The 13,649-nt window shown below is 73.8% G+C and carries 11 protein-coding genes and 1 riboswitch; of the genes, 3 read left to right on the top strand and 8 right to left on the bottom strand.

Annotated features, from left to right (window positions below):
* Positions 1 to 189: 189 nt before the first annotated feature.
* The gene (locus ESG85_RS05630; protein ID WP_128976906.1) at positions 190 to 1,017 is read right to left on the bottom strand and encodes a sulfurtransferase; all 828 of its coding nucleotides are present in this window, start codon (positions 1,015 to 1,017) and stop codon (positions 190 to 192) included.
* 240 nt (positions 1,018 to 1,257) lie between these two features.
* Here ESG85_RS05630 and ESG85_RS05625 point away from each other — a divergent pair, with 240 nt between their 5' ends.
* Together ESG85_RS05625 and ESG85_RS05620 are read left to right on the top strand one after the other, a co-directional pair.
* Positions 1,258 to 2,079 (top strand): VOC family protein, encoded by an 822-nt coding sequence (locus ESG85_RS05625; protein ID WP_128976905.1) that lies wholly within the window; start codon positions 1,258 to 1,260, stop codon positions 2,077 to 2,079.
* 55 nt (positions 2,080 to 2,134) lie between these two features.
* Positions 2,135 to 3,145 carry a GlxA family transcriptional regulator gene (locus tag ESG85_RS05620; protein ID WP_128976904.1) on the top strand — a complete coding sequence of 337 codons (1,011 nt, stop codon included), beginning with the start codon at positions 2,135 to 2,137 and terminating at the stop codon, positions 3,143 to 3,145.
* Positions 3,146 to 3,223: 78 nt separating this feature from the next.
* Here the strand turns inward: ESG85_RS05620 and ESG85_RS05615 are convergent, their stop codons facing one another.
* The 4 genes from ESG85_RS05615 to ESG85_RS05600 form a co-directional block, all read right to left on the bottom strand.
* Entirely contained in the window at positions 3,224 to 3,874 is a 651-nt protein-coding gene (locus ESG85_RS05615; RefSeq protein ID WP_128976903.1) for a thymidine kinase, read from the bottom strand.
* Positions 3,875 to 4,106: 232 nt separating this feature from the next.
* Positions 4,107 to 5,312: an alkaline phosphatase family protein gene (locus tag ESG85_RS05610; protein WP_128976902.1), complete on the bottom strand. Its 1,206-nt coding sequence runs from the start codon at positions 5,310 to 5,312 to the stop codon at positions 4,107 to 4,109.
* On the bottom strand, positions 5,312 to 5,905 hold the full coding sequence (locus tag ESG85_RS05605; RefSeq protein ID WP_128976901.1) for a DUF5998 family protein: 594 nt from the start codon (positions 5,903 to 5,905) through the stop codon (positions 5,312 to 5,314). Before ESG85_RS05605 ends, ESG85_RS05610 begins: the two co-directional genes overlap by 1 nt.
* 280 nt (positions 5,906 to 6,185) lie before the next feature.
* On the bottom strand, positions 6,186 to 9,284 hold the full coding sequence (locus ESG85_RS05600; protein WP_128976900.1) for a bifunctional acetate--CoA ligase family protein/GNAT family N-acetyltransferase: 3,099 nt from the start codon (positions 9,282 to 9,284) through the stop codon (positions 6,186 to 6,188).
* A gap of 407 nt (positions 9,285 to 9,691) precedes the next feature.
* Between ESG85_RS05600 and ESG85_RS05590 the strand changes: the two genes are divergently transcribed.
* Entirely contained in the window at positions 9,692 to 9,973 is a 282-nt protein-coding gene (locus tag ESG85_RS05590; RefSeq protein WP_128976898.1) for an HPr family phosphocarrier protein, read from the top strand.
* Positions 9,974 to 10,239: 266 nt separating this feature from the next.
* Here the strand turns inward: ESG85_RS05590 and ESG85_RS05585 are convergent, their stop codons facing one another.
* From ESG85_RS05585 to ESG85_RS05575, 3 genes are all read right to left on the bottom strand, one after another.
* On the bottom strand, positions 10,240 to 10,923 hold the full coding sequence (locus ESG85_RS05585; protein WP_128976897.1) for a GntR family transcriptional regulator: 684 nt from the start codon (positions 10,921 to 10,923) through the stop codon (positions 10,240 to 10,242).
* Between the two features lie 189 nt (positions 10,924 to 11,112).
* Positions 11,113 to 11,883, bottom strand: a complete 771-nt coding sequence (locus ESG85_RS05580; RefSeq protein ID WP_128976896.1) for a M23 family metallopeptidase — start codon at positions 11,881 to 11,883, stop codon at positions 11,113 to 11,115.
* Positions 11,884 to 11,895: 12 nt separating this feature from the next.
* A riboswitch (cyclic di-AMP (ydaO/yuaA leader) is annotated at positions 11,896 to 12,059 on the bottom strand.
* 203 nt (positions 12,060 to 12,262) lie between these two features.
* Positions 12,263 to 13,630 carry a M16 family metallopeptidase gene (locus ESG85_RS05575; RefSeq protein ID WP_181018971.1) on the bottom strand — a complete coding sequence of 456 codons (1,368 nt, stop codon included), beginning with the start codon at positions 13,628 to 13,630 and terminating at the stop codon, positions 12,263 to 12,265.
* Positions 13,631 to 13,649 lie beyond the last annotated feature (19 nt).

Below are 13,649 nucleotides of genomic sequence, written 5' to 3'. Positions count from 1 at the left end.
GCGGGACGAATGCCCACAACGAGACGACGGGCACGGCCCCACGGGCCGAGGCCACAACGAGATGGCGGGCGGCGCACAGCGGGCGGGAGGTCCGCACGACGGGGTGGTCGAGCGGCGCCGTTCGGCTGCGCAGCGGGCCGCTCGTGAGGGGGCGGCGTTCCTGGAGGGGCGGAGGCGGAGCCTCGGGGGCTACTGGGGGTCCGGGCCCACAGCCACCGGCCGGGTGGGGTCCGAGGACCATGCGGACCAGGAGCCCGCGTAGAGGGCGGCGGGGATGCCCGCCAGCTCGAGGGCGAGGACCTCGTGCGCGCCCGAGACTCCCGAGCCGCAGTAGACGGCCACCTCCGCACCCGGCGTCGCCCCCAGCGCCGCGAAGCGCGCCGCCAGCGCCTCCGGCGCCAGGAAGCGGCCGTCAGGACCCACGTTCTCCGTGGTCGGTGCCGACACGGCGCCGGGGATGTGGCCCCCGACCCGGTCGATGGGCTCCACCTCGCCCCGGTACCGCTCGCCGGCGCGCGCGTCGAGCAGCAGACCCGACCGGGCCAGCGACGCCGCACCGTCCGCGTCCAGCAGCCCCAGCGCGCCCGGCCGCGGCTCGAAGTCGCCCGGCACGGGCTCCGGCACGTCCTTGGACAGCTCGCCGTTCCACGCGGCGAGACCACCGTCCAGCACCCGGACGTCCGGGTGCCCCGCCCAGCGCAGCAGCCACCACGCGCGCGCCGCACCCCAGCCGAGACCGCCGTCGTAGACGACGACCGGGGTGTCCGCCGAGACACCCGCACGGCGCATGGCGGCGCCGAACGCCGCCACGTCGGGCAGCGGGTGCCGACCGCCGGACCCGGGCGCACCGGCGAGCTCGGTGTCCAGGTCCACGTACACGGCGCCGGGAAGGTGCCCGGCCTCGTACTCCGGCCGTCCGGGCGGGCCGCCGAGGGACCAGCGGACGTCCAGGAGGACCGGCGGCTTCGCCCCGGCCGATTCGCTCACGAGTTCGCTTGCGGAGATGATGGGCTTCATGGGTGCCATCCTCGCGCAGCCCGCCCCGTGAACGACGGCACCCGCCCGGAAACAACGGCAGCACCCGAATCGTCCCCGGGGCGCGCGGCACGCCCCGCAGTGCAACCATCGGGAGGGGGACGTGCGCCGGCGCATGTGTACGGCGGGCGTGGCGCGGGCAGGACCCGGCCGAAAGCCCCGTACGGCCCGCCGGCCCCGCCGGCCCCTCGCGTACGGCCACTGGCGAGAAAAGAGTGACGGATGACCGAGGCGACTCGGCGTACACCCGGCACGCCCTGTTGGGTGAGCCTGATGGTGCATGGACTGGACGCGACGTGCGAGTTCTACGCGGCGCTGTTCGGCTGGGAATTCCTGCCGGGGCCGCAGCCCCTCGGCCCGTACGTGCGCGCACTGCTGGACGGCCGGGAGGTGGCCGGCATCGGCCAGCTGCCGCCGGACCGGCACCTGCCGATCGCCTGGACGACCTACCTCGCCACGGACGACGCCGACGAGACCGCGGAGACCATCCGCTGCTGCGGCGGCACGGTCGCGGTCGGCCCGCTCGACGCGGGCGAGGCCGGCCGCATGGCGATCTGCTCGGACCCGGCGGGCGCGGTCTTCGGCGTGTGGCAGGCCGACGCCCACCACGGCACGGCGGCGGCCGGACCGGCGGGCACACCGGTCTGGAACGAGTTGCTGACGTACGAGACCGCCTCGATGGGCAAGTTCTACCAGTCGATCTTCGACTACGAGATCGAACCGGTCGTCTCGGCCGACTTCGACTACCTCACCCTCCACCTCGACGGCCGCCCGGTCGCCTCGCTGCACGGCGTGGGCACGGCGCTGCCCCGGGACCGGGGGGCGCACTGGATGACGTACTTCGAGGTGGACGACGTGGACGCCTCCGCGCGGCTGGTGAGCGAGCTGGGCGGCCAGGTCCTGCGTCCGCCCCGCGAGGGCACGGCGGGACGGCTCGCCCTGGTGACGGATCCGGAGGGAGCGGTCTTCACACTCGTACGCTCGGCCGAGCGCTCCTCCTGGGCGGCCGAACGCTCTTCCCGAGCTGCCGAACGCTCCTCCTGAGCCCCCGAGCACTCGTCCGGAGCACCCGGACGCCCGGCCCGTACGATGCGGGTTCATGAGCAGCACCGTCGGTCGACTCGTCGTCATCGTTCTCTTCGAGGGCGTCGACCTGCTCGACGTCACCGGGCCACCGGAGGTGTTCGCCCTGCTGCGGCGCGAGATTGACGACCCGACCAGTTACGAGGTCGTCCTCGCCGCCGCCTCGAAGGATCCGGTCACCACCTCGGCCGGCGTCCGTGTCCTGCCCGACGTCACCTTCGAGGAGGCCGCCGCCCGGCGGATCGACACCCTGATGGTGCCGGGCTCGGTCGAGACGGACGCCGGGCGGCGGGTGCGGGCACTCGTCGACCCCGAGGTGGTCACCTGGGTGAAGACCCTGGCCGCGCGGACCCGCCGGGTCACCTCCGTGTGCGTCGGCGCGCACATCCTGGCCGCCGCCGGTCTGCTCGACGGCAGGCGGGCCACCACGCACTGGTCGACCGCGGGACAGCTGGCCGCGGAGCATCCGGCCGTGGAGGTGGACGCCGATCCGATCTTCATCCGCGACGGCGACGTGTGGACGGGCGCCGGCATCAGCTCCTGTCTCGACCTGTCCCTCGCGCTCGTCGCCGACGACTTCGGCGAGACCGCGGCGCTGCGGGTGGCCCGGCAGCTGGTGATGTACCTGAAGCGGCCGAGCGGCCAGAGCCAGTTCAGCGTGCCGCTGGAGCCGGTCTCCGCCACCCGTCGGGTGGAGGACCTGCGTCACCACATCACGCGTCATCTGGACGCCCGGCTGACCCTCGCGGACCTCGCCGAGGTCGCCCACGGCAGCGAACGTCAGCTGACCCGGATCTTCAAGGCGGAGCTCGGTACGACGCCGAGCGCGTACGTGGAGTCGGCGCGCGTCGAGCGGGCCCGCATCCTGCTGGAGTCGACGGACGCGACCCTCGAACGCATCACCACCACCTGTGGTTTCGGCAGCACGGACACGCTCGTCCGGGCCTTCCGGCGCAGGCTGGACACGACGCCGATGGAGTACCGCCGCCGGTTCCGGGCCGTCCCCGCTCAGCCGTTCCCCGGCTGACCGCACCCGGCTGACCGCACCCGGCTGACCGCACCTGGCCGACCGCACCTGGCCGACGGACCGACCGCCGCGCGAGTCCTACGAGCCGTCCGGTACCGGCAGGACGTCCGGCGACAGGGCCGCCGCGCGGGCGGTGGCGGCGGTCATGCGGCGGCGGTGGTGGCGTCGGCACAGCACCTCGTAGCCGACCTCGTCGCCCGCGTTGACGTCGCCGACCACGACCTGCTCGCCCTCGACGACCATCTCGCCGCCCACGGTGCGGGCGTTGTGCGTGGCGCGGGCGCCGCACCAGCACAGGGCCTCCACCTGGAGCACCTCGACCCGGTCGGCGAGCTCGACGAGCCGTTGCGAGCCGGGGAAGAGCTTGGACCGGAAGTCGGTGGTGATGCCGAAGGCGAAGACGTCGAGTTCGAGGTCGTCGACGACGCGGGCGAGCTGGTCGATCTGCTCGGGTGCGAGGAACTGGGCCTCGTCGGCGATGACGTAGTCGCAGCGGCCGCCCTTGGACAGATGGGCGACCAGGTACGCGTAGAAGTCGAAGCCCTCGGCGGCCTCGACGGCGTCGGTGACGAGGCCGAGCCGCGAGGACAGCTTGCCCTCGCCCGCGCGGTCGTCCCGCGTGAAGATCATGCCCTGGAGGCCGCGGGCGGAGCGGTTGTGTTCGATCTGCAGAGCGAGGGTGCTCTTTCCGCAGTCCATCGTTCCGGAGAAGAACACCAGCTCGGGCATGGGAGGTCGGAGACCTTTCGGGATCGTCGGGATCGAACGGGTCGAAGGAAGGAGGACGGGAAAGGGACGGAAGAGGGACGGGGAGAGGAACGAGGACGGGAACGGGGACGGGGACGGGAGCAGCCTGGGTGGCCGGGGCGGGACGTGGGTGTCCGGGGCCGATCGGCCGGTCCGGTCCGTCCGGCTCCCGGGCGGTGAGGGTCCCGCCGGGGCCACCGGGCCGCCCGCCGCCTCAGGAGCGTACTTCGAGCAGGGGGACGAACTGCTCCGCCGCGGTCATGGAGCCGTGCATGCCCGCCATGGCGGACTCGTTCGGCTCGTTGACGGAGGCCGTGATGGCGAGGTCGCCATGGGCGGCGGCGACCACGTCGCCGATGCGCCCGTACACCCGCTCGTCGATCCGGTCGCCGAACCAGCCGAGCGCGATGGCCTCGTCCCGGCCAGCGACCCAGAAGCGGTCGCCGAGGACCTCCCGCCAGCAGGTGAGGACGTCCGCCTCGGCGCCGCGGACGGCGTAGACGTGCCGGGCCCTGCCCTCGCCGCCGAGCAGGGCCACGCCGGCGCGCAGCTCCCAGTCCTCGTCGAAGTCGATCCGGTGGTCCTCGTCGAAGGGGATGTCGACCATGCCGTGGTCGGCGGTGACGTAGAGGGCCGCGCGCGGCGGGAGCTGCTCGGCGAGCCGCTGGACCAGCCGGTCGACGAACATCAGCTGGCCGCGCCAGGCGTCGGAGGCGACGCCGAAGCGGTGTCCGGCGCCGTCGAGCTCGCTGTAGTACGTGTAGACGAGGGAGCGGTCGCCGGCGGCCAGCTGCTCGGCGGCGACGTCCATCCGCTCCTCGCCGGAGAGCCGTCCGTGGAACGTGCCGCCGCTCAGCGCGATCTTGGTGAGCGGCGTGTCCTGGAAGGCCGGGGAGGAGACCTGGGCGGTGTGGATCCCGGCCTCGTCGGCGCGCCGGAACAGCGTCGGGTACGGCTGCCAGGCGTGCGGCGCGGTCCAGGGCTTCCAGCGGAGCTGGTTCATCAGCTCGCCGGTGTCCGGGTTCCGCACGGTGTAGCCGGGCAGGCCGTGGCTGCCGGGGAAGAGTCCGGTGCCGACCGAGGCGAGCGAGGTCGCGGTGGTGGCGGGGAAACCGGCGGTGAGCGGACGGCCGGTGCCGCCACGGCAGGTGGCGAGCAGCGAGGTCAGGTAGGGCGCCTCGTCCGGGTGGGCCTTGATCTGCTCCCAGCCGAGCCCGTCGATGAGGAAGACGCAGTTGCGGTCGGCGGGCGTGAGCTCGGCGATCCGCGGCTCGCAGCCGGGCACTCCCTGGCCGGCGACGAGCGTCGGGAGCAGGTCGCCGAGGGAACCGCTGCCGTATTCGGGGAGCGGAGCGGTGGCGGGGTCGAGCGGCTCGGGCTCGTCCGGCCAGCCCTGGGCGACGGCGGCGGGCTGGACCATCAGCGGGCGGACGGGGTCGACGCGGTGGCCTCGGAGAGCGCCTGGGCGAAGGCGAGGGTCTGCCGGACGGTGTCCGGGCCGTCGCCGGCGTCGCTGACGCGGAGGCTGAGGTCGTCGGCGGTGGAGTTGCCGGTGTAGCCGTGGTCGGCGTCGCAGTTGGGGTCGCCGCAGGCGGCGGGCTCCAGGTCGATCCGGGACACGGCGCCCCAGCCGATGGTGAGGACGACCTCGCGGGGCAGGGTGCCCGGGGTGTACGACTCGGGGTTGGAGACGACGCGGCTGACGACGACCGAGGAGATCCGGTCGAGCTTCACGGACTCGGTGGAGGTCGTGGCGTACGGCGTCGGCGAGCTGTTGTCTGCGGCCTGCTCGTCGGTGTGGCTCACGATGAACCGGTTGGCCGTGAGGACGAGGACGGTGACGTGGCGCCGGACCTCGTTCGCGTCGAAGGTCGTCTCCTGGTGGACCACGTACGACGTGACGGCCTCGCCGCCGACGGCGGACTCCACCGCCTCGGCCACGAGGGCGGGGTAGTAGCCACTGCGCTCGATCGCCGCGCGCAGCCCCTGGGTCGTCGTACCGGTCTTCGCCATGGGCTCCATCCTAATCCGTGCGTAAGGACGGCTTGGCCGATTGTGAAGCCGGTCGGGTCGTCCGAGAGCGTCAGGGCTGTGACATCCGGCTCCATCCGGGCTCGTGAAGCCTTCCCGTGAGTGCGGGTCGCCTGCGAGGCGGAGCAGGAACGGGAGTACGACCGGCATCGCCGACGACCACGAAGGCTCGGCTTGACGAGACAAGCGCCTGAGGTGTCTGCGGGGCCGCGGGGCCCCTCCGGCCCTCCTGCGGCGCTCGTCGGCTCGGTCACGGGCCTGGTCAGTAACTCGGGAGGCGGCGCGGGCCGAGGTCCGTGGTGGGCGGGGGCGGGGCGAGGCGGACGGTGGCGCCGAGGACGGAGAGGCCGCGCGCGGCGACCACGACGGGTTCGAGGGACACGGCGACGACCTCGGGGTGGTCGTCGACCAGCCGGGAGACCCGCAGCAGCAGCTCCTCGAGGGCCGGGGTGTCGACGGGCGCGGCACCGCGCCAGCCGAAGAGGAGCGGGGCGGTACGGATGGAGCGGACGAGCTCGGCGGCGTCCCGGTCGGTGGCGGGGACGAGCCGGTGGGACATGTCGCCGAGGAGTTCGGAGGCGGCGCCGGCGAGCCCGAAGGAGAGGACGGCGCCGACGGCAGGGTCGATCGCGGAGCGGACGACGGTGTCGACGCCGCGCGGGACCATCGCCTGGACGACCGGCAGGAGCTCCTCGGGCTTGCCGAGGGTGTCGGTGAGCTCCTGGTAGGCGGTGCGCAGCTGCTCCTCGGTCGCCAGGTCGAGGCGTACGCCGCCGAGGTCGGGGCGGTGGCGCAGATGGGGCGCGGTGGTCTTGAGGGCGACCGGGAAGCCGAGCCGTGCGGCGGCCCGTACGGCCTCGTCGGCACTGGGCGCGGGCAGCGTGGGCCTGACCTCGATGCCGTACCGGCCGAGCAGGTCGATGGTGTCCTCGGTGCCGAGCGTGACGCCGCGCTCGTCGGCGCCGGGCGCGCCGAGGGCCCGCTCGACGAGGGCGGCGGCGCCGGGTTCGTCGATCCGGTCGAACTCGGGGACGCGTCCGGGCTCGGCGGCCTGGCGGCGCCACTGGGCGTAGCGGACGGCCTCGGCGAGCGCGCGGACGGCGCGCTCGGCGGCGGGGTAGGCGGGGATGACGCCGGGGGCCGGGGCCTGGGGCTGGGGCGAGGTTGGGGTGGGGCCTGGGGCCGCGGTGGGGGCGGGGGTTGGCGCCGGGGAGGGCTGTGGGGCGGCTGTCGGCGTCGTGCGCGGCCGGAGCGAGGCGGCCGGGGTCGGGGGCACGGGTGCCGTGGGCGGCATGGGCGGGGCGGGCGGCGTGGTGGGTGCGGGTGCGCTCGTCGGTGCGGGCGCTTCGGGTCGGGCAGGCGCCGCAGGCCCGGCGGGCGCCGCAGGCCCGGCCGGCGTCACGGTCGTCACGCCCGACGTCACGGTCGTCGTGCCCGGCGTCACAGTTGTCACGCCCGGCGTCGGCCGGGTGCGGGTGGCCTGGGACAGGGCTTCGGCGAGAGCGCCCATCTCGACGTGGACCACGACGACCGGCTTCGCCGGTCCGGTCCCGGGTGCGGCGGTGACGGCGGAGCGGAGCGCGGCGGCCAGGACCTCGCCGTCGCCGGACTCGGTGGCGCCGTTCTCCCCCACCCACGGGATGGCGGTGACGACGACCGCGTCACTGGCGTCGTCGGCGAGCGCGGCGGTGAGCGCGGCGCGGAAGTCGGCGGGCGTGGCGCCGGTGGTGAGGTCGACGGGCCTCAGCGGGCGCAGCCCTTCGGTGAGGCAGGCGTCGTAGGTGAGCAGGCCGAGCGACTCGGAGTTGCCGAGGATCGCGACGCGCGGGCCCGCGGGCAGCGGCTGCTCGGCGAGCAGCAGGCCCGCGTCGACCAGCTCGGTGACGGTGTCGACGCGGATGACGCCGGCCTGCCGCAGCAGGGCGGAGACGGTGGCGTGCGGGATGCGGGTGACGGGGACGCGGTGGCCGGGCGGGGCGCTGCCGCTGTGCCGTGCGCCCTTGACGACCACGACGGGCTTGGCGGCGGCGGTCCGGCGGGCGAGGCGGGTGAACTTCCGCGGGTTGCCGATCGACTCCAGGTAGAGCAGGACGACGTCGGTGGCGGGGTCGTCGTACCAGTGCTGGAGGAGGTCGTTGCCGGAGACGTCGGCGCGGTTGCCGGCGGAGAGGAACGAGGAGAGTCCGGCGCCGCGCCGGTGGAGTCCGGCGAGGAGGGCGATGCCGATGGCGCCGGACTGGGTGAAGAGCCCGATCCGTCCGGTGGCCGGCATCTGCGGCGCGAGCGAGGCGTTCAGCCGTACGGGTTCGGCCGTGTTGATGACCCCGAAGGCGTTCGGCCCGATGATCCGCATGCCGTACGAGCGGGCCTGGCGGACCAGGGCGCGCTGGCGTTCGCGGCCCTCGGGCCCGCTCTCCGCGTATCCGGCGGACAGGACGACGAGGCCGCGGACGCCGTGCTCGCCGCAGTCGGCGACCGTCTCGGGGACGCGCTCGGCGGGGACGGCGACGACGGCGAGGTCGACGGGCTCGCCGATGTCGGCGACGGAGCGGACGGCGGGCACGCCCTCCAGCTCGTGGGGGCGGCCCGGCTCCAGTGCGGCGTTCACCGCGTGGACGCGGCCGGTGTAGCCGCCGTCGAGGAGGTTGCGCAGGACGGTGCGGCCGACGCCGCCGGGCGCGCGGCCGACGCCGACGACGGCGACGGAGCCGGGGGCGAGGAGCCGCTGCACGGATCGCGCCTCGGCGCGCTGTTCGCGGGCGCGCTGCACGGCGAGCGAGCGGTCGGTGGGCTCCAGGTCGAGGTGGAGCCGCACGGAGCCGTCCTCGAAGCTGCGCTTCTGGGTGTAGCCGGCGTCGGTGAAGACCTTGATCATCTTGGTGTTGGCGGGCAGCACCTCAGCGGCGAACCGCCGGATGTCGCGCTCGCGGGCGACCGCCGCGATGTGTTCGAGCAGCGCGGAGGCGACGCCGCGGCCCTGGTGGGCGTCCTGGACGAGGAAGGCGACCTCGGCCTCGTCGGCGGGTGCCGAGGCGGGGCGGCCCAGCTCGTTGATGCGGTCGTAGCGCACGGTGGCGATGAACTCGCCGCCGACGGTCGCCGCGAGCCCGACCCGGTCGACGAAGTCGTGGTGGGTGAAGCGGTGCACGTCCTTGGCGGAGAGCCGCGGGTAGGGCGCGAAGAAGCGGTAGTACTTCGACTCGTCCGAGACCTGCTCGTAGAAGCTGACCAGGCGCTCGGCGTCGTCGGCGGTGATGGGCCTGATCCGCGCGGTGCCGCCGTCCCGGAGGACCACGTCCGCTTCCCAGTGGTCGGGATAGGCGTGCTCCGGCTGCCCCGACTGTTCCGACGCGCTCTGCATGGGGCAAGCGTACGGCCGGGGTACGACGGCGGCACCGGCCGTGCGGGGCACGGTCGGACGGCACACCGGCGCATCGCTCGCGCCCGGGGTGGGCGCCGTGCAAGGTAGGGAGGGCCGTACGGCCCGTACCGCGGCGGACATCCGTTCCGGACACCCGCGCCGGACGGCTGCCGGTCCCGGGTCGGAGGTCGGTACCGGGTCGGAGGTCGGTCCCGGGTCGGAGGTCGGCACCGGTTCGGAGGTCGGTAACGGTTCGGACGGGAGGTCCGTCACCGGCACTGGGTCGGACGGCCCGCCGATCACGGGTCGGAAGTGGTCGCCCGACTCGGGCCGGAGGTCGGTAGGAGCATGACGCCACCCGTGAGAGACTGGTCTAGACAACCGCTGAAAGTTGAAGGGCAACCACCATGGCTGAGCGCCGCGTCAACGTCGGCTGGGCCGAGGGCCTGCACGCCCGCCCCGCCTCCATCTTCGTCCGTGCCGCCACGGCCGCCGGCGTCCCCGTGACGATCGCCAAGGCCGAAGGCAACCCGGTCAACGCCGCCTCCATGCTCGCGGTGCTCGGCCTGGGTGCCCAGGGCGGCGAGGAGATCGTGCTCGCTTCGGACGCCGACGGCGCCGAGGCCGCGCTCGACCGCCTGGCGAAGCTGGTGGCCGAGGGTCTCGAGGAGCTCCCCGAGACCGTCTGACCCGTCTCCTCCCCGACGACGGATCGCGAAGCGGCCGTGTCCTCCGGTTCTCCGGCGGGCACGGCCGTTTTCCTTCCCGGGGCCACGGAGCCAGGCGGAAGGAGTCCGGCGCTCGAGGCCCGGGGTCGACGGGAATCCGTGAATGCCCGAATCCGGGGAGGAATTTCCGCCCGCGCGGCCACTCTCCCACGCCTCACGGAATGGAATTCCGGGCAGCGCGAATCAGCGGGAAGAAATAGCCCGGCTCTTTGTATACGACGCTCGCGTTAATTCTTCGGTCCCGCACTGTTTACGGCATGTTGCGAAACCCTCACACGTGGCCGGTCCGTCTGTTTCAGCCGGTACAGCGGGAGGGCGCGCTCCACGTGCAGCGCGGTCAGCGCCCGGGCTCGCTCGGCGTCGCGGCGGGCGACGGCGTCCACGATCGCCCCGTGCTCCGCCCACGGCTCCGCGGGCCGCTCGGCCGGCTCGACCGCGTACATCCAGGCGATCTTGTGCCGCAGCTGGGTGAGCAGCGCCGTGAGCGGCGGGCTGCCCGAGGCCTGGGCGAGCGTCTCGTGGAACCAGCCGCCGAGCGCCGCCAGGTCCGCGCCGCGGTCGCTCCTGGCCCGCTCCTGCCCCAGTCTGACCAGGCCGCGCAGCACTTTGAGGTGGGCGTCGGTACGGCGCTGGGCGGCCCGGGCGGCTCCCAGAGGCTCCAGCAGGGAGCGCATGTCGAGCAGGTCGGCGGCCTCCTGGGCGGTGGGCTCGGCGACGTGGGCGCCGGCGTGCCGGCGGCTCACCACGAAGCCCTCCGACTCCAGGGTGCGCAGCGCCTCGCGGACCGGGACGCGGGAGACTCCGTAGCGCCGGGCGAGCTGCTCCTCGGTGAGCCTGGCGCCCCGCGCGTACACCCCGGAGACGATGTCGTCCCGGATCGCCGTGCATACCGAGTGCGCGGGAATGCGCATGTCCGACCTCCGAATTCGTCCGCGCGAAACCCCGTCGGGCGGCGCCTTTCGGGCGACTCTATTGCAGGAGGGCGGAATTTCCGATGCCGGCCGGTGACGAAGAACGCAAAAAGCCCCGGCTCGTTTCGAGCCGGGGCTTTCGTGCGTCGTGTGCGCCGGAGCGCGGGTTTCGCGCGGGGGACGCTCGCGTCAGACGTGGACGCCGCGGGCGCGCAGATAGGAGATCGGGTTGATGTCCGAGCCGTAGTCGGCGCCGGTGCGGGCCTCGAAGTGGAGGTGCGGGCCCGTGGAGTTGCCGGAGGAGCCGGAGACGCCGATCTGCTCGCCCGGGGTGACCTTCTGGCCGACGCGGACGGTGATGGCGGAGAGGTGGCCGTACTGCGTGTACGTGCCGTCGTGCATCCGGATCACGATGTTCTTGCCGTACGCGCCGCCCCAGCCGGCCTCGACGACGGTGCCGGAGCCGACGGAGACGACCTTGGTGCCGTACGCGGCGTGGAAGTCGACGCCGGAGTGACTGCCGGAGGACCAGAGGGAGCCGCCGGCCTTGTAGCCGGTGCTCACGTACGAGCCGGAGATCGGGAGCTGGAAGGAGGCGAGGCGCTTGCGCTCGGCCTCGCGGGCGGCGCGCTCCTTGGCCTCGCGGATCTCCTTGGCGCGGGCCTCGGCCTTGCGCTTCGCCTCCGCGGCGGCCCTCACGCGGGCCTCGGCCTGGGCGGCGGCCTTCTCCTGGCCGGAGGCCTGGGCGTCGACGCGCTCGGCGAGGGACTCCTCGGTGATCACCTGGATGAGGCCGGTGTCCTCGGGGGAGATGTCCTCCGGGTCGGCGGCCAGCGCCGGAGAGGCGAGGGTTCCGATGACGCCGGTGGTGGCGAGCGTCGCCACGCCGGCGATGCCGGCGCCGCGGCGCGCCATCCGGCTCGGTCCACGATGCTTCCCGGTGGCACGGGTGAACGCCATGTAGTGGCTGATCCTTTCCTTCCCTCTCGCCTACCGGGTTAGCTGACGGGTTCGGAGCAGGAAGGTCTCCTACGGGCCCCTCCGCCTGAGCGAAGGCGTCCGATTCACCCCAGGGACTGCGTGTGGGTCCCCGGCTCCCCAGGCTCGCGCCTCAGGGGACTCGGCGATGACTGCGCCGTTGCCGCGGGTGCGGCGTCGTACAGCGGTCGGGCAGCCGGGTCGACGCTAGGCCGATCTTCTGTCAATCACCAAACAGACGCGCCCTTTTGTTAGACACGCCACAGGGCAGATGATCATACCTCGCTGCAATACGGACAAACGGGAGGACCCTGACGAACCAGGTCGTCAGGGTCCTCGACGGCGTGTGACGGCGACTCAATCAGCCGGTGACGACGGTCACTTCACCGATGCCGAGTGCGCGCACCGGCTCCGCGATCTGCGCCGCGTCGCCGACCAGCACCGTCACGAGCCGGTCCACCGGGAAGGCGTTGACCACGGCCGCGGTCGCCTCCACCGTGCCCGTCTCGGCGAGCCGGGCGTACAACTGGGCCTGGTAGTCGTCCGGGAGGTGCTGCTCGACCTGGTCGGCCAGCGTCCCGGCGACGGAGGCGGCCGTCTCGTACTTCAGCGGTGCCACACCCACCAGGTTCTGCACGGCGACGTCGCGCTCGGCGTCCGTCAGACCCCCGGCCGCGAGGGTGCGCAGCACCTTCCACAGGTCGTCAAGTGCCGGGCCGGTGTTGGGGGTGTCGACCGAGCCGCTGATGGCGAGCAGCGACGCGCCGTTGCCCGCTCCGTCGGAGCGCAGCACCTGGCCGAAGGCCCGCACGCCGTACGTGTAGCCCTTCTCCTCGCGCAGGACGCGGTCCAGGCGGGACGTGAGGGTGCCGCCGAGGCAGTACGTGCCGAGCACCTGGGCCGCCCAGACGCGGTCGTGGCGGTCCGCGCCGACGCGGCCGATGAGCAGCTGCGTCTGCACGGCACCGGGCCGGTCCACGATGACGACGCGCCCGGTGTCGTCGGCCGTGACGGGCGGCATGGGGCGCGGCGCGGCCGGCTTGCCGTTCCAGGCGCCCAGGGTGTCGGCGAGGACCTTGTCCAGGTCGACGCCGGTCAGGTCGCCGACCACGACGGCGGTCGCGGCGGCCGGGCGGACGTACGCGTCGTAGAAGGCGCGGACGGCGGCGGCGTCGATCGCGGCGACGGTCTCCTCGGTGCCCTGGCGCGGCCGGGACATGCGCGAAGCGGCCGGGAACAGCTCCTTGGAGAGCTGCTTGGCGGCGCGGCGGGCCGGGTTGGCCGTCTCGTGCGGGATCTCGTCCAGCCGGTTGCGCACCAGCCGCTCGATCTCGGTCTCGGCGAACGCCGGGGCGATCAGGGCCTCGGAGAGCAGACCGAGCGCCTTCGGCAGCCGGGAGACCGGCACTTCGAGGGAGACCCGTACGCCGGGGTGGTCGGCGTGCGCGTCCAGCGTGGCGCCGCAGCGCTCCAGCTCGGCGGCGAACTCCTCCGCCGAGTGCTGGTCGGTGCCCTCGGACAGCGCCCTGGCCATGATCGTGGCGACGCCGTCCAGGCCCTCGGGCTCGGCGTCCAGCGGGGCGTCGAGGAAGACCTCGACGGCCACCACCTGCTGGCCGGGGCGGTCGCAGCGCAGCACGGTCAGGCCGTTGTCGAGCGCGCCGCGCTCCGGGGCCGGGAAGGCCCAGGGCTTCGCGTCACCCGGGGTGGGCTGCGGGTGGAAGGTCATGCTGGTCAGAGACATGGCG

Source organism: Streptomyces roseicoloratus, assembly GCF_004117935.1.
GTDB classification, from domain to species: domain Bacteria; phylum Actinomycetota; class Actinomycetes; order Streptomycetales; family Streptomycetaceae; genus Streptomyces; species Streptomyces roseicoloratus.
This window is presented reverse-complemented; position numbering and strand designations above follow the sequence as displayed.

Coding starts and splice junctions, on each gene's coding strand:
- ESG85_RS05575 (WP_181018971.1), bottom strand. CDS start 13,630: ATGACCTTCCACCCGCAGCCCACCCCGGGTGACGCGAAGCCCTGGGCC.
- ESG85_RS05600 (WP_128976900.1), bottom strand. CDS start 9,284: ATGCAGAGCGCGTCGGAACAGTCGGGGCAGCCGGAGCACGCCTATCCC.
- ESG85_RS05585 (WP_128976897.1), bottom strand. CDS start 10,923: ATGCGCATTCCCGCGCACTCGGTATGCACGGCGATCCGGGACGACATC.
- ESG85_RS05630 (WP_128976906.1), bottom strand. CDS start 1,017: ATGAAGCCCATCATCTCCGCAAGCGAACTCGTGAGCGAATCGGCCGGG.
- ESG85_RS05610 (WP_128976902.1), bottom strand. CDS start 5,312: ATGGTCCAGCCCGCCGCCGTCGCCCAGGGCTGGCCGGACGAGCCCGAG.
- ESG85_RS05580 (WP_128976896.1), bottom strand. CDS start 11,883: ATGGCGTTCACCCGTGCCACCGGGAAGCATCGTGGACCGAGCCGGATG.
- ESG85_RS05590 (WP_128976898.1), top strand. CDS start 9,692: ATGGCTGAGCGCCGCGTCAACGTCGGCTGGGCCGAGGGCCTGCACGCC.
- ESG85_RS05620 (WP_128976904.1), top strand. CDS start 2,135: ATGAGCAGCACCGTCGGTCGACTCGTCGTCATCGTTCTCTTCGAGGGC.
- ESG85_RS05625 (WP_128976905.1), top strand. CDS start 1,258: ATGACCGAGGCGACTCGGCGTACACCCGGCACGCCCTGTTGGGTGAGC.
- ESG85_RS05615 (WP_128976903.1), bottom strand. CDS start 3,874: ATGCCCGAGCTGGTGTTCTTCTCCGGAACGATGGACTGCGGAAAGAGC.
- ESG85_RS05605 (WP_128976901.1), bottom strand. CDS start 5,905: ATGGCGAAGACCGGTACGACGACCCAGGGGCTGCGCGCGGCGATCGAG.